This is a genomic window from Methylobacterium oryzisoli, assembly GCF_046557895.1.
GTDB classification, from domain to species: Bacteria; Pseudomonadota; Alphaproteobacteria; order Rhizobiales; family Beijerinckiaceae; genus Methylobacterium; species Methylobacterium oryzisoli.
Genome location: NZ_JBKIBX010000036.1, coordinates 45,938 through 68,503 on the forward strand (window position 1 = coordinate 45,938; position 22,566 = coordinate 68,503).

Sequence of the window (22,566 nt, forward strand, 5' to 3'; positions counted from 1 at the left end):
ACGTCTCAATGCATCGAGACCCGGTGCCGGGCTCGCGGGGGAAAGCCGGGCGGCCGCCTTGAGCGGCGCCGGAAGGACGGAAGGCGTGCCGGAGCGCGGCGTCCCGCTTGGTCGCCGCCGAAGATCCTTGAGCCGTCCCGTCCGTTCGTCGTTCTCTCTCACGGGAGGCGGGCCGCGAACGAGACCCGGCGCCGACCGCCCTTCCGTGTTGGCCGGACTATGGGTGGCGGCGGACTGGAAGGAAAACTGAAAAAACTTTCTTTCTCGTTCAAAAAATTGGAATTTGTACTTTGGCCCAAGCGCTTGTCCGAGCGATCCGCCGCCCGGCCCTTCCGGGCCGGCGCCGTCGGGGCCGGATCCCGCCTCTTCAGTATTGGGCGAGCAGAGGGCGGCGAACCATTTCGCCCGTCACGCATTGACCAAAGGCACAAGCATCAAGCGGAGGACCGGACATGTTGGTCAAGTCTCTCGTCGTGGCAGGAATCCTGTCCCTGGGCGCCGGCGCGGCGCAGGCCGGGGATGCGGCGCTGACCGAAGCCGGGATCATGCCCCTGGACGTGGTCGGCTTCTCGGAGAGCGTGCCGAAGGGCATGCCGCTCTTCGCCGCCCTGCCCCGGATGGCGCCCGGCGCCGAGTCCGACGTGCGCGACGTCGGCATGAGCGGCCTCGTCGCCTTCGGCACCCGCGTGCCGTCGTCGCTCGATCCCAACGCCGACATCGCCACCGGCACCGTCAAGGAGTGACGGCGCAAGGAGTGACGGTGACTAGGCCGAGAGCGGCCGGCCGGAGCATCGGGCCGGCCTCATCCGGATGATACCGGTTGGCGGGGGCTGCGATCCCGCCATTCTACCCCTTTCGGGTGATGTTTCCGCAACCATTGGCCGCGAGGATGGGCGCCGATCGAGATCGGACCGCCTCATGCCCGCGCACCTATCCCCTCTCCTGTCGGCCGCCGGGATCATGCTGGTGTGCGCGGTGGTGCGGGCGGTGCAGCTGCAGGCGCGCGACCGGTCGTCTCCCCTGCTCGGCGTCGCGCTGCTCCTCCTCGCCACGGCGCTGGCGGTCGTGACCGTGCGCGACGCACCCCGGACCGCCCCGCCCGAAGCGGGCGAGGTGGCGTTCGCCGAGGCGCTGTGACCCTGCGCAGACTTGTACGGGGCAAGTCCGCTCAGGATTTTGCTGGTGCATCATGTCCGCCGCCGAACCGGTGACCACGTCGGCGACTGATGCTTAGCTGTCAGGCGGTGAGCGCCACCAGCCGCGCCGCCGCATCGAACTCGACCTTGCGCGCGGCGCGCCGCACCTCGGCCTCCTCGTCGCGGCCCCAGACGCTCGCCTGGAAGGTCTCGTCCACATGGGCCGCCTCCCAGGCCGCCTCGGCGGTCAGGTGGCGGTGCAGCACCGCGAGGGCGAGCAGGACCGATCCGGTCATCGTCGTCATCACGTGCAGGCCCGTGAGAGCGAGCGGGTTGTCCACCGCCCCGACCGCCCGCGCCACCGCGGCGAGGGAGCCTTCCGGCTGCGCCACGTGCATCACGCCCTCGCTGAGGGTGAAGCGTGCGCCAAGGGCCTGCCGCGCCCAATCGAGCACCGGATCCCAGGCGGCCGACTGGCGCGCCACGAGGCGCTCCGGATCGCCGGCCCGGTAGACGAGCAGGTCCGAGCCCGCATAGGCCGCGATGTCGGCCGCCACCGCCTCGGCCTGCGCGGCCACGCCGTCGAGGGCCGTGTTGACGATGCGCGTGAGCGGCATCCGGCTCGGGTCGATCACCTCGCCCTGCGCCCCCCATTCCTGCGCCAGCGCCTCGGCCAGCGCGGCCTGCGGCACGGCCAACATCCGGCGGCCGGGCGTGCGGGCCGGTCGCCCGTCGAGGACGAGGCGGTGCCCGTCCTCGGCTTCCGTGACGCCGGCTTCGGCGTAGAAGCGCTTGGGCAGGGGCGGCCGGCTCGCCTCGCGGGCTGCCCGGAGGGGATCGGAGGGCTGGCGGGGCTCGCCCAGCCAATCGCGAAGAGTGTCGTCGCTCATGAGGGCGAGATAGGAAGCCGGACCGCGGGATGCGAGCGGTGTCGTCGGGTCCCGGGCCGTCAGGCCCGCCGGCGGGCGTCGAGGACGGCGCCGAGTTCGGCGTAGCTGCCGACGACCTGGAGCGCGCCCGCCGTCAGAAGGGCGTCGGTCTCGTGGTAGCCCCAGCTCACCCCGATGCCCGTCACCTGCGCGCCGCGCGCCATTACCATGTCGTAGGTCGTGTCGCCGACCATGATCGTCTCGGCCGGGCCGATCCCGGCCTCCGTCATTGCCTGTTCCAGCATCGCCGGATGCGGCTTCGAGGGCGCGTCGTCGGCGGTCTGGATCGTGCTGAACCAGCCCTCCCAGCCGTAGGTGGCGACGAGGTGGTCGACCCCGCGGCGCGACTTGCCCGTGGCGATGCCGAGGCTCACGTCGGGCGCCGCGTGCAGGCGCGCGAGGAGGTCCGCGGCTCCCGGAAACAGGGGCTCGCGCAGGGCCGCCTCGGCCCGCAGCCGCCCGAAGGCCGCCTTGTAGTGGGTGGCGAGCGCGGTCACCGGCCCGTCCGCCCCGACCAGCGCCGTGAAGGCCTGGGGCAGCGAGAGGCCGACCACCGAGAGCGCCCGCTCGCGGCTCGGGGCCGGCAGGCCCACGGCCGCGAAGGCGGCGCCCTGCGCCGCCACGATCAGGTGCTGGCTGTCGACCAGGGTCCCGTCGACATCGAAGACGATGAGGGTCACGCGCACGGCCCGTCCGCTACAGCATTGTCCGACGAAGTGGCCACCGGTTCGTCGCAGAAAATGCGACACTATCAAAAGCTTGAGCATGATCCGATCGCAAAGCGATCGGATCATGCTCAAGCCGCCGGGGTGCCCGGCCGTCCCCTCAGGGGCGGCTGCGGGCGGGATTCCCGGGCTGGATCCGCTCATAGCCCAGGCGGCACCGGATCAGGAAGCGGCGCCGTCCGCCGCCCTTGAGATTGCGCCGCTGCGCCGCGCGGTTGCAGGCCGCGTAGGAGTTGCGGCGGCGCACCCGCTGCGGCGCCGCCTTGCCCTCGCCCCGCACGCCGCCGGGTGCGGGAGCCTGGGGCGGCTGCCCCGGCGCCGCGGCCTGCGGCGGGGCCGGCTGGGGAGCCGGGGGTGCGGCCTGCGAGGCCGCCGGTGCAGCGGGCGCGGCCTGTGCGGGAGACTGCTTCTGCGCGGCCGGCGGGGTCTGCGCCGCGGCCGGGTGCAGCGCTGCACCGGCGAGCCCGAGGAGGCCGAGACAGGCGAGCGCGACGGATCTCATGAGCGGGCGAACTCCGGGAGGATCGCTGGACGTAAGGGAAGGCGGGGAACGCGTCCGACGGGCCGGGGACCGCCCGTGAGAATAAGGCGCGGCCGAGCCGTGCCAAGGCCCCTCGCAATCGCCCCTGCCAAGGACCTCTCACAAGGGTACCTGGCCGGGGGCCGTCTCAGGCCTCCGGCGATTCGACGATCGGGTCGTAGCGGCTCGCGTCGAAGCCGAGCAGGTTCCAGCTCTGCGCCATGTGCGGCGGCAGCGGCGCGGTCACGTCCACCGGGCGGTTGGTGCGCGGGTGCGGGATGACGATGCGGCGCGCCAGCAGGTGCAGGCGGTTCTGCAGGCCCCCCGGCAGCTCCCAGTTCTCGATGTCGAAGTATTTCGGGTCGCCGATCAGCGGATGCCCGATATGCGCCGCGTGGGCACGCAGCTGGTGGGTGCGCCCCGTCACCGGCTTCAGCGAGAGCCAGGACAGTTTCTGGCCCGCCTGATCGACCACCGCGTAGTAGGTCAGCGCGTGGCTCGCCCCCTCGTCGCCGTGCTGGGCCACCCGCATGCGGGCGTCGGCCTCGGCCGTCTCCTCCCGGGCGAGGTAGGTCGAGACCCGGCCCTGGCGCACCCGCGGCACGCCGGCCGCCAGCGCCCAGTAGATCTTGCGCGCCGCCCGCGACCGGAAGGTCTTGGCGAGCGTCGCCGCCGCGAGCCGCGTCTTGGCGATGACGAGGCAGCCGGCCGTGTCCTTGTCGAGCCGGTGGACGAGGCGCGGCTTCTGCCCGTCGGGCGTGCGCAGGGCCTCCAGCAGCCCGTCGACGTGGCGCGTCGTGCCGGAGCCGCCCTGCACCGCGAGGCCGAAGGGCTTGTTGAGGACCATCATGTCCTGGTCCTCGTAGAGCACCAGGGAGCGCAGGAAGGCGAGGTCGCCCTCCGCCCGTGCCGGGCTCGGGCCGGCGGGCTTGGGGTCGAGGGTCAGGGGCGGCACCCGCACGCTCGCGCCGGGCTCGACCCGGTCGGCGGCCTTGGCGCGCTTGCCGTTCACCCGCAACTCGCCCTTGCGCACGAGGCTCTGGATGCGCGTGAAGGGCAGTTGCGGGAAGCGCGCCGAGAGGAAGCGGTCGATCCGCATCCCGGCCTCGTCGGGCGTGACCTCCAGGGTCTGCACGCCCGTGGCGAGCGCGGCCGAGGTCGCGGCGCGCAGCTCCCGGCGGGTCGGGCCCGGTGCGGGCTCGGGGCGCGGCGGCCGGGCCGGTGCGGCGGCGCGGACGGCGGGCTTGCGGGAGGCCTTCGGGGCGGCCGGGGGGGCGCTCCGCTCCTCGCGGCGCTCCCAGGGCGAGGCGTCGCTCATGTCGCGTCCGCCGGCGGCGCGCTCGGCGGCGTCGCGCGCGGTGTTGCGCGGCCCCGTGCGCGCCCGCCCGGCCGGGCCGGGACGCGGCCGGCCGCCGCGGGAGGGAGGTTTTCCGTTCATGCCCGGCTCCTAGAGCGCTCTCCGCCGAAGGGGACGCCGGTTCGGCGCGAGAGAGCGCGGAAAAACAAGGACTGAGCGCTCTCCGCCGAAGGGGACGCCGGTTCGGCGTAAGAGAGCGCGGGAATGCAAGACCTTAGAGCTGCATCCGACCGCCACGCGATCGGATGCAGCTCTAAGCATCTTTCGCCGGAATGGTCACCGGTTCGGCGGCGAAAAAAGATGCGGGGCGCGTGGCCGGCGGTGCGCCTCAGGCCCAGGGCGCGCGCACGAAGCCCTCGATGCGGCCCGGGGCGGCCGGCAGCGGATCGGCCTCGGCCACCGCGAAGCGGTGCACCACGTCCGCGGCGAGCCCGCGGAAATCCTCGACGGCCCGGGTGCGGGCGCGGTGGCGGCGCACCGGCATCCGCCGCGCGAAGGCCTCGCTCACCGCCACGTCGGTGCGCACCCCGCGCACCATCTGCCCCGGCCCGAAATGGAGCCGCAACTGCCCCAGCACCTCCCGTTCGACGGTGGTGCGCAGGTCGATGCGCATCGGCGCCACGGCGATGCCCATCGCCGCCGCCCCGTGGCGCAGCATCAGGCCGTGATAGGAGCGGGCGAATTGCCGGACGCCTTCGAGGCCCAGCGGGTCGAGGGTGGTCGGGACGATGACGCCGTCGCTCGCCATCAGCGCGCAGACGGTGAGCGCGGCGGCGGCGGGCGGCACGTCGAGGAGCATCAGGTCGTAGGCGGCCTTGAGCGGATCGAGCGCCGCGGCGAGGCAGCGGATGTCGTCGCCCGCGATCTGCCCGTCGAAGCTCCGGTCGGCCGGCAGCAGGTCGACCCCGTCCGGCGCGCTGCGCTGGATCGCCTGCGAGAGGTCGGTCCGTCGCCCGAGCAGGGGCGCGTGCGCGGTCCCCGCCCCGAGGCGCGCGGCGAGCCCGAAGCCGAGCCCGGCATGCCCCTGCGGGTCGAGGTCGACCACCAGCACCCGGTAGCCGTCGGGGGCGAGGTCCGCCGCGAGGTTCACCGCCGTGGTCGATTTGCCGGTGCCGCCCTTGCAGTTGGCGATCGACAGCACGCGAGCGCTCATGCCGGGCCGGCCGTGTTGGCGGGGAGGAGGGATCGGGGGCGTGGCATCATCGAGGATCGACCCTGATTCGGCGGGTCCGCCGTCGAACCGTAGAGCGGGATGGTTGACGCATCGTCACTCCGGTTTCAATCCTCCTCCCGCCGCCGCGCCCGCTCGGCCTCCCACCACGCGAGGCGCTCGGCGATCCGGCGCTCGAAGCCGCGCTCGGTCGGGCGGTAGAAGTGTTGCCGGTCGAGGCGCTCGGGCCAGTAATCCTGGCCCGAGAAGGCGTCGGGCTCGTCGTGGTCGTAGCGGTAGCCCTCGCCGTAGCCGAGGCGGCGCATCAGCTTGGTCGGCGCGTTGAGGATCGTGCGCGGCGGAGGGAGCGAGCCGTGCTCCTTGGCGGTCCGGGTCGCGGCCTTGTAGGCGGTGTAGAGCGCGTTCGATTTCGGCGCGGTCGCGAGGTAGACGGCCGCCTGCGCCAGGGCGAGTTCGCCCTCGGGCGAGCCGAGGAAGTCGAAGGCGTCCTTGGCGGCGTTCGCCACCGCGAGGGCCTGCGGGTCGGCGAGGCCGATATCCTCCACGGCGGCCCGCACGAGGCGCCGGGCGATGAACAGGCGGTCCTCGCCCGCGTCCAGCATCCGGCAGAGATAGTAGAGCGCCGCGTCCGGGTCCGAGCCGCGGATCGTCTTGTGCAGGGCGCTGATGAGGTTGTAGTGCCCCTCCTGCGCCTTGTCGTAGACGGGAGCCCTCCGCTGGATCAGATCCTGCAGCGTGGCGGCATCCAGGGTCTCCTCCGGCCCGGTCGAGCGCCAGACCTCCTCGGCGAGCGTGAGCGCGGCGCGCCCGTCGCCGTCCGCCATGCGCATCAGGACGATGCGCGCCTCGGGGTCGAGGGGGAGCGGGCGCCCGGTCAGGGCCTCGGCCCGGTCGAGGAGCTTGGCGATCGCCGCCTCGTCGAGGGCGCGGAAGACCAGAACCCGCGCCCGGGACAGGAGCGCGGCGTTGAGTTCGAAGGACGGGTTCTCGGTCGTGGCGCCCACGAGCGTCACGGTCCCGTCCTCCGTCACCGGCAGGAAGGCGTCGAGTTGCGCGCGGTTGAAACGGTGGATCTCGTCGACGAACAGCAGCGTGCCCTGCCCGGTCGCCCGCCGGGCGCGGGCGGCCTCGAACACGCGGCGCAGCTCCGCCACCCCGGAAAAAATCGCCGAGATCTGCTCGAAATGCAGGTTCGTCTCGCGGGCCAGGAGCCGCGCCACCGTGGTCTTGCCGGTGCCGGGCGGTCCCCACAGGATCAGCGAGCCGAGGCTGCCGCCCCGCAGGAGCCGCGTGAGCGCCCCGCCCTCTCCGGTCAGGTGCTCCTGCCCCACCACTTCGGCGAGCCGGGTCGGGCGCAGGCGGTCCGCGAGCGGCCGGGGCGCGGCGGCGTCGAGCCCGGCGGAGGCGAAGAGGTCGGCCATCCCCGCATCAACACCCGGCGGCGGGCATCCCGCAAGGTCCGGGCGCCGGGTCTCAACAGCCGGTGCGCCGCCCGCCCGTCCCGGCCGAGCGTTCGGATGCGCATTCGCTGCCAATGGAAATCGCCCATGATCTGCTGAGTTACAGATCATTTACAAAGATATACTTAAATTGACCTTGCCTCCCGATCATGATAGCCCCTGCCGCGAGCGGACCGGACGACACCCGATATGCAGTATTTCATGAACGTCCTGGATCCGGCGCACCTGCTGTTCTGGGTGACGCCGAACGACATGCGCCAGACCCCGCGGGTGCGGATCATGCTCGACCGGGGCGCGGCGATCGAGATCGAGGCGGGTGTCGAGTTCGCGAACATCAAGGAATGGGGCTGGCACGCGACCGGCCTGTGCGGCTTCGACGTGACCGAGGCGGTCTGTCCGGGCCTCGGCGCGGCGCACCACGTCGAGATCTACGATTGCGAGACCAATTTTCTGCTCTACCGCCGGATCCCGGCGCCGCAGAAGGACGTGCGGCTCCTCGGCCTCGACTACACGGTCGCGCAGGAGAACCCGCTGCGCGACGCCCTGTTCGGCCAGTTCCAGATATCGTATTTCGGCGTGCAGTCGATCCCGCACGAGTTGCTGCGCTGCGTCATCGACCTGCACTACACCGAGTCCGTCTTCATCTACGGCGGCGTGCTCTACCAGCGCTACGAGGAGGTGCTGCGCCAGCGCAAGTACCTCTCCACGATCCTGATCGCCGATCCCTACGTCGAACTGGCCCGGCGGATCCTGTGGCTGCGCCGGGCGGCGGAATCCGCCCAGGACGAGACGCAGCGCTGGCGCACCGAGCACCTCCGCGAGCCCTGCCTCTTCGCCGCCGAACTCGACCTCGCCAACCCCGTCGCCCTGCGCAAGGCCTTCGCGCGCATCGACACGCCGACCTTCCAGTGGCTGGCCAACCCCCTCACCCGTCACCTCGCCAGCATGCAGCCCGACGAGGTGCTGCGCCCGGAGCACTGGCAGGCGGCGATCCAGAACCTGTCGCGCTTCGACGTGATCGGCCACCGGGGCTTCTGGGACGCCTACGCGGCCACGATGCTCGACGTGCTCGGCCTCGACATCGCGCCGCCGCCCGAGCGTCCGATCCCGGCGGAGGTGGCCTCGCTCGCCGATGCGCTGGCCAGCCTCTCGGCGGTCTCGGACCTCGTGGCGATGGATTTCGACCTCAGCGACAAGGTCTACTCGGCGGTGGAGAAGCAATGGGCCGTGGGGCCGGCGGCCTGACCGCTCAGGGCCGCCGATAGACCCAGACGCGGGCCGGCGGCAGGTTCAGCCAGACCTTGTTGGAGCGGCTCGCGGTGTAGCGCGAGGAGCGGGCCGGGATCGGGGGCACCACCGCGTAGGTGAACTGCACGAAGGGCGCGCTCGGGTGCATCAGGTCGTGCGCCTCCTCCAGCAGGTCCAGGCGCTGCTCCAGGGGCTTGGTGAAGAGCGGCAGGCTGGAGATGGTGGCGATGGCGGGCTCCGAGACGATCCCGCGCAGCGTCTCGCGCATCCGGTAGGCATCTCCGCGCAGCACCGTGGCGCGCGGGAAGCGGCGGCGCAGCAGCTCGCAGAAATCGGGATTGTACTCGACCAGAACCAGCCGCTCGGGCTCGACCCCGCGGCGCACCAGCGCGTCCGTCACCGGGCCGGTGCCGGGGCCGAGTTCGATCACCGGCCCGGGCAGGCCGGGGTCGACGTAGGAGGCCATCGTGCGGGCGAGGAGCCGGCCGGAGGGGGTCACCGCCCCGGTCACCAGCGGACGCTCGAACCACGACCGCAGGAAGCGCGCCTCGTCCTCGAACAGGTCGCGGCGCTCGTCCGCGAAGCGCGACAGGGCGATGGCTTTCGCGGTGGATCGGCGGGGCAAGGGCAAGACGGTCAGACCCTTAAATCACGCGGTGACGGACGGCTGTCGACCAAAGGTGCGCTGCCGTCAAGCCTGGAGCCGGCTCGGTACCGGCCGTCCCGGGCTGCGGGACGAGGGAACCTGGGCGGATGCATGCGTGAACGCGGCAGCGGGCAGGCGGTTCACGGGATCAGGCGCGGCCCGATCCGCTCAGGCCGTCGAAGAACTCCTTCACGCGGCTGAAGAAGCCGGCGCTCTCGGGGTGGTTGTCGACGCCCGTGCCCTGCTGGTCGAACTCCTGCAGCAGCTCGCGCTGGCGCTTGGTGAGGTTCTGCGGCGTCTCCACGAAGACCTGGATGTAGAGGTCCCCGACGTCGCGCGAGCGCAGCACCGGCATGCCCTTGCCCTTGAGGCGGAACTGCTTGTTGGTCTGGGTGCCGGCCGGGATGCGCACGGTGGTGTGCGAGCCGTCGATCACCGGCACGGTGATCTCGCCCGAGAGCGCCGCCGTCACCATCGAGATCGGCACGCGGCAGAAGAGATCGGCCCCGTCGCGCTGGAAGAACGGGTGGGGCTTGATCGACAGGAAGATGTAGAGGTCGCCCGCCGGCCCGCCCCGCAGGCCCGACTCGCCCTCGCCCGCGAGCCGGATGCGCAGGCCGTCATCCACGCCCGCCGGCACGTTGACCGACAGCGTGCGCTCGCGCGTCACCCGGCCCGCGCCGCCGCAGGCCGCGCAGGGGTCGTCGATGATCTCGCCCCGGCCCTGGCAGTTCGGGCAGGTGCGCTCGATGGCGAAGAAGCCTTGCGCCGCCCGCACCCGCCCGTAGCCGCCGCAGGTCGGGCAGGCGCGCGGCTTCGAGCCGGCCTTGGCGCCCGAGCCCGCGCAGACCTCGCAGGTCACGGAGGTGGGCAGCCGGATCGTCTCGGTCTTGCCGGTGAAGGCCTCTTCGAGGCTGATCTCGAGGTTGTAGCGCAGATCCGCGCCGCGCTCGCGCCCGCCCCCCGGCCGGCCGGCCCGCGCGCCCGCCCCCGGGCCGCCGCGGGCGTCGCCGAAGAACGTGTCGAAGATGTCCGACATGAAGTCGCCGAAATCGGCGCCGAAGCCCGGACCGCCCGCCCCGCCCTGCGAGAAGGCGGCGTGGCCGAAGCGGTCGTAGGCCGCCCGCTTCTGCCCGTCCGAGAGAGTCTGGTAGGCCTCGTTGACCTCCTTGAACTTGATCTCGGCTTCCTTGTCCCCGGGGTTGCGGTCGGGGTGATAGGCCATCGCGAGCTTGCGGAAGGCGGATTTCATCTCGCCCTCGCTCGCCGTCTTGGCGACGCCCAGCACCTCGTAATAGTCGCGCTTCGACATTCCCCGTCCCCGAGCCCCCTGGGCCACGATCACCCGGATACACGTGCGGTCCCCGTCGTCTCAAGACGACGGGGACCGATGCGGTCTCCACCAATGCCACGTTTCAGCATTCTGCGCGGGATCCCCTCTCCCGTGCGGGAGAGGGGCAGGGGTGAGGGTCCCGGGAGGGATCAGCAAGAAGGCGGAACGGCGCCCGCTACCAGCACCACTGGCCGGAGTGAGTTCTGAGCTGTTGCGCTCCCCTCACTATGGTCCGTGTTTCACTGCGGTCCCACCGGGACCCTCACCCCTGCCCCTCTCCCGCACGGGAGAGGGGTTCCCCGCGCCGAAATAAGCGGCCGGGGGAATCCCCCGGCCGCACCGGACCCCGGATCAGGCCCGCTTCTTCTGGTCCTTGTCGTCGACCTCCTGGAAGTCGGCGTCGATGACGTCGTCCTTCTTCGGCTGGCCCTCGGCCTGCGCACCGGCCTCGGGGCCGGCGGTCTGGCTCGCCGCGTACATTGCCTCGCCGAGCTTCATCGAGGCCTGCATCAGGTCCGTGGTGCGGGCCTTGATGGTCTCGACGTCCTCGGCCCCGAGCGCCTGGCGCAGCGCGTCGATGGCCGTGGTGATGGCGCCCTTGTCGGCCTCCGAGACCTTGTCGCCGTACTCCTTCACCGACTTCTCGGTGGCGTGGATCAGGCTCTCGCCCTGGTTCTTAACCTCGACGATCTCGCGGCGCTTCTTGTCCTCGGCCGCGTTGGCCTCGGCCTCCTGCACCATCCGCTGGATGTCGGCGTCGGACAGGCCGCCCGAGGCCTGGATGCGGATCTGGTGCTCCTTGCCCGTCGCCTTGTCCTTGGCCGTCACGTTGACGATGCCGTTGGCGTCGATGTCGAAGGTCACCTCGATCTGCGGCAGGCCGCGCGGGGCCGGCGGGATGCCGACGAGGTCGAACTGGCCGAGCAGCTTGTTGTCGGCCGCCATCTCGCGCTCACCCTGGAAGACCCGGATGGTGACCGCGTTCTGGTTGTCCTCCGCGGTCGAGAAGACCTGGGACTTCTTGGTCGGGATGGTGGTGTTGCGGTCGATGAGCCGGGTGAACACGCCGCCGAGCGTCTCGATGCCGAGCGACAGCGGGGTCACGTCGAGGAGCAGCACGTCCTTGACGTCGCCCTGGAGCACGCCCGCCTGCACGGCCGCGCCGATCGCCACGACCTCGTCCGGGTTGACGCCCTTGTGGGGCTCCTTGCCGAAGAAGGTCTTCACCTGCTCCTGGACCTTCGGCATGCGGGTCATGCCGCCGACCAGCACCACCTCGTCGATCTCGGCCGCCGAGACGCCGGCGTCCTTGAGCGCCTTGCGGCACGGCTCGATGGTGCGCTGCACCAAGTCGTCGACCAGCGACTCGTACTTGGCGCGGCTGAGCTTGAGCGCCAGGTGCTTCGGGCCGCTCGCGTCGGCGGTGATGTAGGGCAGGTTGATCTCGGTTTGGGTGGCCGAGGACAGCTCGATCTTCGCCTTCTCGGCCGCCTCCTTGAGGCGCTGGAGGGCGAGCTTGTCCTTGGTCAGGTCGATGCCCTGCTCGCGCTTGAACTCGGCCGCCAAGTACTCGACGATGCGGTTGTCGAAGTCCTCGCCGCCCAGGAAGGTGTCGCCGTTCGTCGACTTCACCTCGAACACGCCGTCGCCGATCTCCAGGATCGAGACGTCGAAGGTGCCGCCGCCGAGGTCGTAGACCGCGATCAGGCCGGACTTCTTCTTGTCGAGGCCGTAGGCCAACGCGGCGGCCGTCGGCTCGTTGATGATGCGCAGCACCTCGAGCCCGGCGATCTTGCCGGCGTCCTTGGTGGCTTGGCGCTGGGCGTCGTTGAAGTAGGCCGGGACCGTGATGACGGCCTGCGTGACCGGCGTGCCGAGATGGGCCTCGGCCGTCTCCTTCATCTTCTGCAGCGTGAAGGCGGAGATCTGGGAGGGCGAGTACTGCTTGCCGTCCGCCTCGACCCAGGCGTCGCCGTTGCCGCCGCGCGTGATGGCGTAGGGCACGAGGCCCTTGTCCTTCTGCGTCATCGGGTCGTCGTAGGTCCGCCCGATCAGACGCTTGATCGCGAAGAAGGTGCGCGAGGGGTTCGTGACCGCCTGGCGCTTGGCCGGCTGGCCAACGAGCCGCTCGCCGTCGTCCGTGAAGGCGACGATCGACGGGGTGGTGCGCGCGCCTTCCGCGTTCTCGATGACCTTGGGCTGCGTGCCTTCCATCACGGCCACGCAGCTGTTCGTGGTGCCAAGGTCGATGCCGATGACTTTACCCATGGTGGGATCCCTCGTTGATGTTTTTAAGCAGACCGCCGAGCCCCGAAGCAGCTCGGCCCATGGCGGTACTTGACGTGAATCATGGTGCGGAGCGGGATCCGGCCGGACCTCGGTTCGGATGAGGGAAGCGAAGGTCGGTGGCGGCGCCCGCGCCGAACGCGATATAAGAACGCTGCCAGGACCCCGCAAGGCGAGGCCGGGGCCGCGGCGGCCCTACAGGCCGCGGCGTCCCGCAGGGCCGCGCCTCGACCGCCAAGGCGCCACGAGATCGTTGCGCCCTTGCCACGTCCGCGCCACGGGGCGCATGGTACGAGGAAGCGTGCATTCCGCCCCCGCTGTCGCCCTTGGAGTCTGATGCAGCCGTCCCGCCTCCTCCTCGCTCTCGTCCTGGCGGCGGTCCCGGCCCAGGTTTCGACCCAGGCCTCGGCCCAGTCGTTCTTCGAGGAGCTCTTCGGCATCGGGCGGGCGCGGCAGCCTCCGCCCCGGGCCGCGCCGCCGAGCGCCCCGATCGACGTGCCGCCCGAGGGACCTCGCCCCGCCCCGGCGCCGCCGCCGCCCCCGAAGCCCGTGGTGATCCGCGCCCCGAGCGACGACAGCGTGATCGGGCAGGACCTGCAGCAGAACGGCAGCGACGGCTCGCTGCGCCTGGAGCGGGCGCAGGGCGGGGCCTTGAGCGCGCGCATCACGCTGGCCGGCATCAAGGTCTCGCAGCCCACCGAATCCTGCCGGGTGCCGCTCTCGGGCGGCGCGCCCATGACGCTGGCCGACCAGGGGCGCCCGAACGGCGTCACGCGGCTCGCCGCCTCCGATCCGGTCTGCCCGCTGCGCCTGGAGATCCTCGACGGCAGCGTCATGGTGACGACGGGCGCGGAGCCGGACACCTGCGTGTTCCAGGCCGCCGATTGCGCGGTCCGGCCCAAGGGGCTGTGGGGGCCGGGGCCTGCCTCCCTGGTGCCCCGCGCCCAGGAATTCGATTCCGCCCGCGGCACCACCGACAAGGCCGTGCGGGAGAACTACAAGGTGCTCACCCAGCGCGCGCGGCGCGAGGACGTCCGCCCCATCGTCGCCGAGCAGGCCGCCTTCTCCTCGGAGCGCGAGCAGATGTGCCGCGCCTATGCCCGCGAGGGCGTGCACGGCTACTGCCACCTGCGCTTCTCGGAGGCCCGGGCGCTCGCGCTCGCCACGCGGCTCGGCATCGCCACCAGCGCGGCCCCGACCGCCAGCGCCGCGCCGCGCACCCCGCGCCGCCGCCCGCCCGTGGACGGGATGAACCCCGGCTTCGACACCGCCGGGCCGGAGTGAGGCCGATCGGGCGCCCCCGCCGGGGGCGCCGCCGCGCTCAGGCGTGGCCCGCGCTCATCGAGAGCATCGCCGGCTCGATCCCGATCGCCCGCAGCGCCCGGTCGTACTTGGTGTCGAGGGCGGCGTTGAAGATCAGCTCCGGGTCGGCCGGGCAGTGCAGCCAGCCGTTGGCCTGGATCTCGCTCTCCAGCTGACCCGCCTGCCAGCCCGCGTAGCCGAGCGCCAGCACGGCGCTCGACGGCCCGGTGCCGGCCGCGATCGCCCGCAGGATCTCGACGGTGGCGGTGAGGCAGATGCCCTCGTCGATCAGGAGCGTCGACTGGTCGATGTGGAAGTCGGGCGAATGCAGCACGAAGCCGCGGCTCGATTCCACCGGGCCGCCCATCAGCACCGGCATGTGCCCGACCCGGTTCGGCAGGCGGATCGCGTCGGCCTGCCCGATGATGTCGAGCTGGACCAGGAGATCCGGCATGTTGAGGTCCGCCGCCGCCTTGTTGACGATGATCCCCATCGCGCCCTCGGCCGAGTGCGCGCAGAGATAGATCACCGACCGGGCGAACCGCTCGTCGGCCATGCCGGGCATCGCGACGAGGAGTTGCCCGTCGAGGTAGGTCGCGGCGGGGGCTCCCTCCGGACTCGTCGCGTGGTCGTGGTCGGTTCGGCTGCGCATAGGGATCATGCTACCCCCGGCCCTCATATTGTCCATCCTCCAAACGCCCACAGGCCCTCTCTTCCGGCGCCCTCTCTTCCGGGAGGAGAACGCGCGGCGAGGGAACATGGGGGCCGGTCACGCGATCGTTTCTCGCCCTGGTCCGATTCCTGCTGATACGCTTCTGCCCGTACCAGACCCGATCGTGACGGAGCCGGGCGGCCGCGGGCGCGGCGCCGCGCGGGTCGGGATGCGCGAGAAGGCCATGAATCGCTGACGGTCATGATCCAGTTTCCTGCCGGCCTCCTCGTCAGCCTCTGCCTGGCCGCCTGTCTGGCGGGGTCTCCCGGCCCCGCGGGCGCGGCCTCCCCCTGGGCCACCGGCCTGCACGCCCGCGCCCGGCTGATCCCGGGCGGACAGGCGGACGGCGTGCGCTACGCCGGGCTGGAGATCGTCCTCGATCGCGGGTTCAAGACCTTCTGGCGCGACCCGGGCGAGTCCGGCATGCCGCCGGCCGTCGACTGGTCGGCCACCCGCAACGCCGCCTCGGTCGAGGTGCTCTGGCCGGTGCCCCGGCGGATGAAGGAGGCGGGGGACGTAGTGTTCGGCTACGAGGACCGCGTCGTGCTGCCGATCCGGGTCGTGCCGGCCGATCCGGCGAGCCCGGTGGGCCTGCGCCTGCGCCTCGATTACGGCGTGTGCAACGACATCTGCATCCCGGTCCGGGCGGATCTCTCGATGACGCTGCCGGCCGATGCCGCCGCGGTGGGAGACCCGCGGGTGGCGGAGGCGGTGGCGGCCGCGCCCCGCCCGGTGCGGCTCGGCGAGGGCGCACTCACGGTGCTGGGGGCCGTGCCCGAACCCCCGGGGCTCGCCGGCAAGCTCTTCGTCGCGGTGCGGGCGCGGGTGCCGAACGGCGAGCAGGCCGACCTGTTCGTCTCGGCCCCGCCGGGCTGGCTGCTGATGCCCCCGCCCCGGCCGCGCCCCGAGGCGCCCGGCACCGTGCTGTTTCGCATCCCCGTCCTGGAGCGCCCGGCCGCCGCCCCGGACACCCTGCCGCTGAACCTGACCCTGTCCAGCCCCGGCATGCGCCCGGTGACGGCGGAGGCCCACCTCGACACCCGGGAATGGCCGCGCTAAGCATCGCCCGCCCGGGAGGCTGACGCGGCGCGACGGCGGCCCGTGCGAACTGGACGGCACCGCCGGCATGATCCTCCCCATCAGGAGAGCAGCGATGACGATCCAGGTAGGCGACCACCTGCCCCAGGCCACCTTCCGCGTGATGACGCCGGACGGCCCCGCCGCCAAGACCACCGACGACGTGTTCAAGGGGCGCCGGGTCGTGCTGGTGGCGGTGCCGGGCGCCTTCACGCCCACCTGCCACCGCAACCACCTGCCGGGCTACGTCTCCAAGCGCCAGGAGATCCTCGGGCGCGGCATCGACGCCATCGCGGTCACCGCCGTCAACGACGTGTTCGTGCTCGACGCGTGGTCGAAGCAGACGGATGCCGAGGGCATCGAGTTCCTGGCCGACGGCAACGGCGACTTCGCCAAGGCGCTCGGCCTCGACATGGACGGGACCGGGTTCGGCCTCGGCGTCCGCTCGAAGCGCTACGCCATGCTGGTCGAGGACGGCGTCGTGCGCGCCCTCAACGTCGAGGACAGCCCCTCGAAGGCCGAGGTCTCCAGCGCCGAGGCGCTGCTCAAGTCCCTCTGAGACGCCGACGCCCGCTTCCACGGGTGGGACGCGAGAGTTCGGGGCCAAAGGCTTGGGAATCTCTTGGCGGATCTTCGGAAACGGAGCCGCCAGGGTCTCGATGCGGCGGGCCGACGCGGGCGGCGGCGATCAGTGCCGCCGCTCCTCCTGCTGCGCCAGCGCCCGGCCGATCTCGATCAGCGTCATGTCGAGGAGGCGGCGCACCAGCGGCGCGTCGATGCGCGCCACCGCCAAGCGGGCGGCCATGCAATGGTCGGCAGCCTCGTCGAGGGCGCGCCCCGGATCGCCCGGACGCTGGGTGATGTCGAGCACCGTGCCGGACGAGCGCACCGGCCGGCCCTGCGCGTCGCGGTAGAACCGGCCCTGCACCTGCACGCGCCGGGAGGAGCCGTCCCGCGAGCAGGTGCGGTACTCCGACCGGAACGGGCCGCGCGTGCGCGCGAGGTGGACCCGCATCTGGCCGCGGTCGTCCGGATGGACCATGTGCATCCAGCGCTCGAACGGGATCCCGGCCCCCATCTCCTCCGGGTCGAGGCCGAACAGCTCCGCTACCACCTCGTCGGCGGACAGGCGGTCCTCGCGGATCGCCCAATCCCACACGCCGACGCGGCTCGTGACCTCCCCGTTCGACGATCCGGCAGTCCGGGCGACTCCCCTCCGTCCCCGCATCCCGCCGCTCCTGCCAAGATCAGGCCGCCACCCTAGGCATTGATTCCGCTGCGCCGCAAGACGATCGTCCGCGACGACGGCCGGTCCTCTGATGAAGGGACCGGCCTTGGTTGAGACGGGGTTACGGCTGATCTTCGATTTCTCTTCACCGATGCCGTGGCAGCTGGGTCCGGGCGAAGACTCAGGCGAGCGCTCGCGTGCGGCCCTCTCCCTTGCCGGGCGTTCCGCCACGGCCCGCCCGCCGGTGCGATCGAAGCCCGAGCGGCCGACCGGTCCCGGTGCTCCGCGGTTGCAACCGCTCCCGTGCCGCGGGCCCCGAGGATCGGGCTCATCCTCCTTGGTTCCTCCCTAGCCCCTTTGGGTCGCTGTCGGAGCGCTGGGGCTTCGTTCAGGCTGACCGCTCCGTTCCACGGCTGCGTGATGGCTGCGTCATGGCCGAATGCCTCGGAGTGCCGAAGCAGGGATGAGTAAATGCTTCTAGAGAATGAGAGATCGGCTCGCGCCCATGGCCACGCCGGCGCCCCGTCTCCCAGTGACGGCACGGAACCGGGAACCCGCCTCACGCTCGGTCAGGCGATCGAGCGGAACGCCGCCCGTTTCCCCGACCAGCCCGCCATCGTTTCCACCTCTTTTGCGCCCCTGACCTATCACGAGTTGCAGTGGCAGGTGCGCGAGATCCGCCGGCAGCTGCGCCACGCCGGGTTCGATTGCGGCGCCCGGATCGGCGTGCTGATGCCGAGCGGCCCGGAGGCGGTTCTCGCCCTGGTGGCTGTCGCCTGCTGCTGCGTCGCGGTTCCGCTCGATCCGCGCCTGACCCTGGCGGAGCTCGATCAGCGTCTCGACCTGCTGCACCTGAACGCCCTGCTGCTGCCGCGCGGGAACGCCGCCGCGGCGCGCGAGATCGCCCGGCGGAAGACGATCGCCACCCTCGACGCGGCGCCGCTCGGACGCGGCCGGCTCGGGCTTGGTCTGGCCGGGGAGGTCCGCGGTTCGCCCTGCCGCGACACCGAGCCGGATCCGGCCTCGCCCGCCTTCATCCTGCCGACCTCGGGCACGACCGCGCGGCCGAAGCTCATCCCCTTCAGCCATGCGAACATGCTGGCGGCAGCGGCCCGCTTGCAGGCGTGGTTCGGCCTCACGCCCCGGGACCGCTGCCTGAACGTGTCGCCCCCGTACTATTCCCATGGCCTGAAGGTCACGGTGTTCACGCCGCTGCTCACCGGCGGCAGCATCGCCATCCCGACGGATTCCGCCGCGATCGATCTGACCGAATGGTTCGAGACGCTCCGTCCGACGTGGTACTCGGCCGGACCGACGCTCCACCATGCCGTTCTGGACAAGGCCGGAACGAGAGCGGACGTGGCGGCCAAGCATGCCCTGCGGTTCGTCATCGCGGGAGGGGCGCCGCTCCCCCGGGTGGTGCGGGAGGAGTTGCAGGCGGTCCTGAAGGTGCCGGTTCTGGAGCATTACGGGTCCAGCGAAGCGGCGCAGATCGCCGCCAACCAACCCCCGCCCGGGGCGAGCAGGCCCGGGACGTGCGGCATGCCCTGGCCGGGAACCGTGGCGATCGTCGACCAGAACGGTCATCCGCTGCCTCACGGCCGTCAGGGCGAGATCTGGGTCTGCGGCCCCACGGTGATGACCGGCTATCTGGACGATCCCGACCTCAACCGGCACGCCCTGGTCGACGGCTGGCTCCGCACCGGCGATCTCGGGAGCCTCGACAAGGACGGCTTCCTCACGCTCCATGGACGCCTCACGGAGGTGATCAACCGCGGCGGCGAGAAGGTCTCGCCCGTCGAGGTCGATGCCGCTCTCCAGGGCCATCCGGCCATCGCCGAGGCCGCTTCCTTCGCGGTGCCCCACCCGCGCTACGGCGAGGATGTGGCCGCAGCGGTCGTCCTTCGTCCCGGCGCCTCCGTCACGCCGATCGATCTCCGCCAGTTCCTTCGGGGCGTCCTGGCGCCGTTCAAGGTTCCGCGCCACATCCTCATCCAGGATCGCCTGCCGAAAGGCATCACGGGCAAGATCCAGCGCCGGCAGCTGGCCCAGGCCTTCTCCGTGCGTGCGGACAAGGCCGTCCGCGCGGATCCTCAGGATCCTGGCGAGGAGACTGAGGCCCTCCACGCCGAGCTGCTTCGGATCTGGCGAAGACTGCTCAAATCGAGCGCTCTGACAATCGACGATGATTTCTTCGAGAGCGGCGGCGATTCCCTGCTGGCCACCGAGATGGTGCTCGAGGTCGAGCGGATGATCGGGCGCCCGGTCGCGGCCACGATCCTGGTCCAGGCCGGAACGATCCGCCATCTCGCCCGGAGCATCGTCGCGCGCGAGGGCTCCCCTGCCGGGGCCTGGGCTGAATTCAACAAGGGCGGCAGCCAGACTCCCTTGTTCTTCTTCCTTGCGGACGATCTGGAGCGCAGCAGCGCGCTGTTGTCCAAACTGGTGCGTCTGCTGCCGCCGGATCAGCCCATCGTCCTCATCGAACCTCATGGCTCGCAGGGCGACGCCATCCCGCCCTCGATCGAGCAGATGGCGATGGAGCGATTGCCGCTGATCCTCGACCGGGTGCCAGAGGGACCGTGCCGAATCATGGGCTTCTGCAAGGGAGCCCTCATCGCGTTCGAGGTGACCCGTCTGTTGTCGCGCTCCGGACGACGTGTCGAGTTCGTGGGGCTGATCGATCCTCCGACCATCAGCGCCCGCCCATCGATGCGATGGGCGCTCTCGCTGGCCGGACATCTGACCCCGCCTGCCGGACTGGCCTGGATCTACAACCAGCTGAGCCGCTACGAGAGGGTGTGGAACATCCCTTGGACTCAGAAGCTGGCCCGGACGAGAGCCCTGATGCCAGGTGAACGGAGCCTGGCCAGCAGATCGCTGTCCGAATTGTATGAAGTCTACACGCCGATCATGGCCAGATATCTGCCAGATCCCCTGGATGTGCCGATCGTATTCTATGCGGCAGAGTACAGGGGCCACGCGTGGCGGAGGCTCAGCCGCGATCTCACGGTCGTTGAGCTGCCGGGGGACCACAACTACTGCATCGCGACGGGTGCGGACGTGCTGGCGCAGGATCTGCGCCGCTGGTTCGGTGCTCAAGTGTAGGGCCGCGCGCCCTCCGCCTGCAAGGCAATGGCTGGAGGGATCTCCGGCTGGCGACGGTGGTGCCGGAGGGCGCACCGAGCCGCGGTTCGTCGCGGTCGAGGCCGGAAAGGGGTTGCGCAGCTCAGGCCGGAAAGCTATGAGCCCCAAGCCTCTTGAGGCGTCGGAGCGTAGCGCAGCCCGGTTAGCGCACTAGTCTGGGGGACTAGGGGTCGTGGGTTCGAATCCCGCCGCTCCGACCATTCGTCTTCAGGCACTTGGCAGGTGATGCAGGTGCTTGGCGGACGAGCGCGACCTTGTCGCGGAGTTCGGTGCTGAAATCGTCGTTCGGGGCATAGAAGTGGATCGGGTCCGGTCCCCAGGTCTCACGCGCGATCCCCGGCAGCCCATCCTCCAAAGTGCAGCCGTCTGCCCGGTCGACAGCGCCGTCGACGCTCTCGCCCGCGAGCGCACCACTCATCGGCTGGTCGTCCTGCTCAGGATCCGCGCCCCCTCGGCGCCCTCTCAGAGGCTGCCGCGCGAGGATGCGGCGGCTTGCGGGGTCCGACGCGAATGGCCGCCGGAGGCAGGCTCGAAGCTGATCTCCGATCAGTTCGCGAGCGTTCGTTGCCGTCCAACCGACCGCATCTTGCTCACGCCCCAGAAGCCGAGGCCGCCTGCCGCCAGGACGAACGGTGCAGCGACGATGCAGGCCCCCACAGCCTCGGAGCCCGTCAGCCACGCTATGGCTTTCACAGCAGCGATCAGCAGCAGGAAGCCACCGCAGAATGCCGAGAACGCGGCGCCGCCGAAGGAAGCGCACAGAGCCGCGACGGAACTGGCGACCGTGTCGAACTCAGCTTTCAGGAGCATGAATTCTGCGATGGCGAGATCTCCCGCCTGCTGAACGGCCTCGAGCATGAGCCGAAGAATAGACTTCCTGGATTGGGATTCCTGCTGTTCCATCGATCCGTCGTCTTCAGCATCCATCGGCAAGTCGGCATGGCAACGAGCCCGTGCTCGATCCGTTCCGGAGCCGTGGCCGGTCGCCACCCCGTGGGGCGGACGATGAACTTCCTTCCGTAGGTACTTGGTCCCCTGCCCTCCACAACGGACATGGGAACGCCGGCACGGGATGCTGCCCGGCCGGCGCTCGGATCGATGTCCAACGGCGTAAAACCAGCCTTGTCAGAAGTTGCACTTGGCGGCCGGGACGGTGATGAAGCGACCGGTGTTGGGATTGTAGATCGCCTTCTTGCCGACCGCGCAGGCCCGACCATCGAGCCTGCCGTCGTCATAGACCTTCCTGCCGGACTGACCGTCGTAGATCGCGAAACGGTGCCCAGGGCGAGCGAAGCTCTCCGTCGCCATCGCCGTGAAGGCAACAAGACCGAGAACGGCAGCGGTCGTGATCTTCTTGAGCATGGGTTTTCTCCATTGAAGTGCGGTTGAGAGGTTGCGTTGTGGACAGCAAGCAGCAGATATGAGCGCCAATTGATGAGATATCATCGTTGATTTTGGCGGACTTTTCTGCCGCTTGATGGGGTGATGTTGCGGTTCACAGGATTAATGGCCTGTGAATGATCCAGATCACTAAAGCCTGATTTGATTTGTCTATGTGCGGCGAAGCACATGGCTGCGCGCAAGGCGCGTCGGCGGCAGTTGCACCTGAGCCAGGCGGGCCACCCGGGCTGTTCGCGAACGGTTGTCAGCGCCTCGCCACCCGCGGTCTCATGCCGGCCGAGTCCCGCCTGACGTGGGTCTGCCGCCGCACGACCCCATGACGGCAGCCACCGACGCCGCCCGGCGCTCCGCACTCGCCACGAGCCTCGGCCAGCAGGGTCGGAAGGCGGCCGCGGAGAAGCGGGCAGTCGCGCAGGCGAAGGCGACGGCGCAGGCAGAGCCGAATGCGGGGCGTGGGTGGCCGAGACAGGCTGCCTCGGAGCAGGGGCGCCGCGGACGGCAAGGCTTCGTCAAGGAAGCTTGCCCTCCCGTTCACCGCACTCGTTAGCCGACGGTTCAAGATCGCCTCGTAGTATGCCCTCATGACTTCGGGGCTGGGAGGCAGAACCCGAGGCGCCCGGTCCATGACCGGATCAACAGAGACCACACCGTGGAGATGGCCCCGTTCTGCCGGCAGAGCCCGGTGGCGGGGCCTTCTTCGTTATCCGGGCAGGCTCCGCTCCATCACTGGCCCTGGGCTCCGGCCGCTCATGAGCGGACGAGTGCGCTAACGGGGAGGCCTCTCCGGGTATTGCGGCAGCCCGTCATCCAGCGTGACCCTGTACCGCCCGCGGTTTGTGAGACACCGATTTAAACCCTATGCGGCGAGAGCCGCCGGTGGAAGCTGCG

Annotated in this window: 21 protein-coding genes and 1 tRNA gene; 8 read left to right on the forward strand and 14 right to left on the reverse strand. The window is 70.8% G+C overall.

Translation table 11 applies throughout. The features are described from left to right. Window positions 1-452 precede the first annotated feature (452 nt). On the forward strand, window positions 453-743 hold the full coding sequence (locus ACKUB9_RS25935) for a hypothetical protein (protein ID WP_407528618.1): 291 nt from the start codon (window positions 453-455) through the stop codon (window positions 741-743). Window positions 744-918: 175 nt separating this feature from the next. Continuing rightward, window positions 919-1,137 (forward strand): hypothetical protein, encoded by a 219-nt coding sequence (locus tag ACKUB9_RS25940; protein WP_407528620.1) that lies wholly within the window; start codon window positions 919-921, stop codon window positions 1,135-1,137. A 100-nt stretch (window positions 1,138-1,237) separates the two neighbouring features. Here the strand turns inward: ACKUB9_RS25940 and ACKUB9_RS25945 are convergent, their stop codons facing one another. From ACKUB9_RS25945 to ACKUB9_RS25970, 6 genes are all read right to left on the reverse strand, one after another. After that, the gene (locus tag ACKUB9_RS25945) at window positions 1,238-2,026 is read right to left on the reverse strand and encodes an ATP12 family chaperone protein (RefSeq protein WP_407528622.1); all 789 of its coding nucleotides are present in this window, start codon (window positions 2,024-2,026) and stop codon (window positions 1,238-1,240) included. A gap of 59 nt (window positions 2,027-2,085) precedes the next feature. Further along, window positions 2,086-2,745, reverse strand: a complete 660-nt coding sequence (locus ACKUB9_RS25950; RefSeq protein WP_407528659.1) for an HAD-IA family hydrolase — start codon at window positions 2,743-2,745, stop codon at window positions 2,086-2,088. Between the two features lie 145 nt (window positions 2,746-2,890). Further along, window positions 2,891-3,292: a hypothetical protein gene (locus ACKUB9_RS25955; RefSeq protein ID WP_407528623.1), complete on the reverse strand. Its 402-nt coding sequence runs from the start codon at window positions 3,290-3,292 to the stop codon at window positions 2,891-2,893. 166 nt (window positions 3,293-3,458) lie between these two features. After that, window positions 3,459-4,748, reverse strand: coding sequence for an RluA family pseudouridine synthase (locus ACKUB9_RS25960; RefSeq protein ID WP_407528625.1), 1,290 nt, complete (start codon window positions 4,746-4,748; stop codon window positions 3,459-3,461). Between the two features lie 247 nt (window positions 4,749-4,995). Then, window positions 4,996-5,808 (reverse strand): ParA family protein, encoded by an 813-nt coding sequence (locus tag ACKUB9_RS25965; RefSeq protein ID WP_407528627.1) that lies wholly within the window; start codon window positions 5,806-5,808, stop codon window positions 4,996-4,998. Window positions 5,809-5,945: 137 nt separating this feature from the next. Then, complete coding sequence (locus ACKUB9_RS25970) at window positions 5,946-7,259, reverse strand: replication-associated recombination protein A (protein ID WP_407528629.1); 1,314 nt, start codon at window positions 7,257-7,259, stop codon at window positions 5,946-5,948. Window positions 7,260-7,487: 228 nt separating this feature from the next. Between ACKUB9_RS25970 and ACKUB9_RS25975 the strand changes: the two genes are divergently transcribed. Continuing rightward, on the forward strand, window positions 7,488-8,543 hold the full coding sequence (locus tag ACKUB9_RS25975) for a hypothetical protein (protein WP_407528630.1): 1,056 nt from the start codon (window positions 7,488-7,490) through the stop codon (window positions 8,541-8,543). 4 nt (window positions 8,544-8,547) lie between these two features. Here the strand turns inward: ACKUB9_RS25975 and ACKUB9_RS25980 are convergent, their stop codons facing one another. The 3 genes from ACKUB9_RS25980 to dnaK form a co-directional block, all read right to left on the reverse strand. Beyond that, window positions 8,548-9,177 (reverse strand): class I SAM-dependent methyltransferase, encoded by a 630-nt coding sequence (locus tag ACKUB9_RS25980; protein ID WP_407528632.1) that lies wholly within the window; start codon window positions 9,175-9,177, stop codon window positions 8,548-8,550. Between the two features lie 163 nt (window positions 9,178-9,340). After that, complete coding sequence (gene dnaJ / locus ACKUB9_RS25985) at window positions 9,341-10,504, reverse strand: molecular chaperone DnaJ (protein WP_407528634.1); 1,164 nt, start codon at window positions 10,502-10,504, stop codon at window positions 9,341-9,343. A 372-nt stretch (window positions 10,505-10,876) separates the two neighbouring features. Then, entirely contained in the window at window positions 10,877-12,793 is a 1,917-nt protein-coding gene (dnaK, locus tag ACKUB9_RS25990) for a molecular chaperone DnaK (protein ID WP_407528636.1), read from the reverse strand. A 354-nt stretch (window positions 12,794-13,147) separates the two neighbouring features. Between dnaK and ACKUB9_RS25995 the strand changes: the two genes are divergently transcribed. Then, on the forward strand, window positions 13,148-14,095 hold the full coding sequence (locus ACKUB9_RS25995; RefSeq protein ID WP_407528638.1) for a hypothetical protein: 948 nt from the start codon (window positions 13,148-13,150) through the stop codon (window positions 14,093-14,095). 37 nt (window positions 14,096-14,132) lie between these two features. Here ACKUB9_RS25995 and ACKUB9_RS26000 read toward each other — a convergent pair whose 3' ends face one another. Then, a complete protein-coding gene (locus tag ACKUB9_RS26000) occupies window positions 14,133-14,765 on the reverse strand; it encodes a YqgE/AlgH family protein (RefSeq protein WP_407528639.1) in 633 nt (210 codons plus the stop codon). Window positions 14,766-15,026: 261 nt separating this feature from the next. On the opposite strand from ACKUB9_RS26000, the gene ACKUB9_RS26005 reads away from it, so the two are divergent. After that, complete coding sequence (locus ACKUB9_RS26005) at window positions 15,027-15,884, forward strand: protein-disulfide reductase DsbD domain-containing protein (RefSeq protein ID WP_407528641.1); 858 nt, start codon at window positions 15,027-15,029, stop codon at window positions 15,882-15,884. A 94-nt stretch (window positions 15,885-15,978) separates the two neighbouring features. After that, complete coding sequence (locus ACKUB9_RS26010) at window positions 15,979-16,461, forward strand: peroxiredoxin (protein WP_407528643.1); 483 nt, start codon at window positions 15,979-15,981, stop codon at window positions 16,459-16,461. A gap of 129 nt (window positions 16,462-16,590) precedes the next feature. Here ACKUB9_RS26010 and ACKUB9_RS26015 read toward each other — a convergent pair whose 3' ends face one another. After that, a complete protein-coding gene (locus ACKUB9_RS26015; protein WP_407528645.1) occupies window positions 16,591-17,130 on the reverse strand; it encodes a PAS domain-containing protein in 540 nt (179 codons plus the stop codon). A gap of 471 nt (window positions 17,131-17,601) precedes the next feature. Here ACKUB9_RS26015 and ACKUB9_RS26020 point away from each other — a divergent pair, with 471 nt between their 5' ends. Together ACKUB9_RS26020 and ACKUB9_RS26025 are read left to right on the forward strand one after the other, a co-directional pair. Further along, on the forward strand, window positions 17,602-20,238 hold the full coding sequence (locus ACKUB9_RS26020; RefSeq protein ID WP_407528646.1) for an AMP-binding protein: 2,637 nt from the start codon (window positions 17,602-17,604) through the stop codon (window positions 20,236-20,238). A 161-nt stretch (window positions 20,239-20,399) separates the two neighbouring features. Beyond that, a tRNA-Pro gene (locus ACKUB9_RS26025) sits at window positions 20,400-20,477 on the forward strand. Here ACKUB9_RS26025 and ACKUB9_RS26030 read toward each other — a convergent pair. From ACKUB9_RS26030 to ACKUB9_RS26040, 3 genes are all read right to left on the reverse strand, one after another. Next, on the reverse strand, window positions 20,441-20,695 hold the full coding sequence (locus tag ACKUB9_RS26030) for a hypothetical protein (RefSeq protein WP_407528648.1): 255 nt from the start codon (window positions 20,693-20,695) through the stop codon (window positions 20,441-20,443). The two genes, ACKUB9_RS26025 and ACKUB9_RS26030, sit on opposite strands and share 37 nt — an antisense overlap. A 128-nt stretch (window positions 20,696-20,823) precedes the next feature. After that, a complete protein-coding gene (locus ACKUB9_RS26035) occupies window positions 20,824-21,204 on the reverse strand; it encodes a phage holin family protein (protein ID WP_407528650.1) in 381 nt (126 codons plus the stop codon). A gap of 198 nt (window positions 21,205-21,402) precedes the next feature. Then, window positions 21,403-21,639 carry a hypothetical protein gene (locus ACKUB9_RS26040; RefSeq protein ID WP_407528651.1) on the reverse strand — a complete coding sequence of 79 codons (237 nt, stop codon included), beginning with the start codon at window positions 21,637-21,639 and terminating at the stop codon, window positions 21,403-21,405. Window positions 21,640-22,566 lie beyond the last annotated feature (927 nt).

Coding starts and splice junctions, on each gene's coding strand:
- ACKUB9_RS26010 (WP_407528643.1), top strand. CDS start 15,979: ATGACGATCCAGGTAGGCGACCACCTGCCCCAGGCCACCTTCCGCGTG.
- ACKUB9_RS25970 (WP_407528629.1), bottom strand. CDS start 7,259: ATGGCCGACCTCTTCGCCTCCGCCGGGCTCGACGCCGCCGCGCCCCGG.
- ACKUB9_RS26040 (WP_407528651.1), bottom strand. CDS start 21,639: ATGCTCAAGAAGATCACGACCGCTGCCGTTCTCGGTCTTGTTGCCTTC.
- ACKUB9_RS25940 (WP_407528620.1), top strand. CDS start 919: ATGCCCGCGCACCTATCCCCTCTCCTGTCGGCCGCCGGGATCATGCTG.
- ACKUB9_RS25945 (WP_407528622.1), bottom strand. CDS start 2,026: ATGAGCGACGACACTCTTCGCGATTGGCTGGGCGAGCCCCGCCAGCCC.
- ACKUB9_RS25935 (WP_407528618.1), top strand. CDS start 453: ATGTTGGTCAAGTCTCTCGTCGTGGCAGGAATCCTGTCCCTGGGCGCC.
- ACKUB9_RS25995 (WP_407528638.1), top strand. CDS start 13,148: ATGCAGCCGTCCCGCCTCCTCCTCGCTCTCGTCCTGGCGGCGGTCCCG.
- dnaJ (WP_407528634.1), bottom strand. CDS start 10,504: ATGTCGAAGCGCGACTATTACGAGGTGCTGGGCGTCGCCAAGACGGCG.
- ACKUB9_RS26015 (WP_407528645.1), bottom strand. CDS start 17,130: ATGCGGGGACGGAGGGGAGTCGCCCGGACTGCCGGATCGTCGAACGGG.
- ACKUB9_RS26000 (WP_407528639.1), bottom strand. CDS start 14,765: ATGCGCAGCCGAACCGACCACGACCACGCGACGAGTCCGGAGGGAGCC.
- ACKUB9_RS25975 (WP_407528630.1), top strand. CDS start 7,488: ATGCAGTATTTCATGAACGTCCTGGATCCGGCGCACCTGCTGTTCTGG.
- ACKUB9_RS25955 (WP_407528623.1), bottom strand. CDS start 3,292: ATGAGATCCGTCGCGCTCGCCTGTCTCGGCCTCCTCGGGCTCGCCGGT.
- ACKUB9_RS26005 (WP_407528641.1), top strand. CDS start 15,027: ATGATCCAGTTTCCTGCCGGCCTCCTCGTCAGCCTCTGCCTGGCCGCC.
- ACKUB9_RS26035 (WP_407528650.1), bottom strand. CDS start 21,204: ATGGATGCTGAAGACGACGGATCGATGGAACAGCAGGAATCCCAATCC.
- ACKUB9_RS26020 (WP_407528646.1), top strand. CDS start 17,602: ATGCTTCTAGAGAATGAGAGATCGGCTCGCGCCCATGGCCACGCCGGC.
- ACKUB9_RS25960 (WP_407528625.1), bottom strand. CDS start 4,748: ATGAACGGAAAACCTCCCTCCCGCGGCGGCCGGCCGCGTCCCGGCCCG.
- ACKUB9_RS26030 (WP_407528648.1), bottom strand. CDS start 20,695: ATGAGTGGTGCGCTCGCGGGCGAGAGCGTCGACGGCGCTGTCGACCGG.
- dnaK (WP_407528636.1), bottom strand. CDS start 12,793: ATGGGTAAAGTCATCGGCATCGACCTTGGCACCACGAACAGCTGCGTG.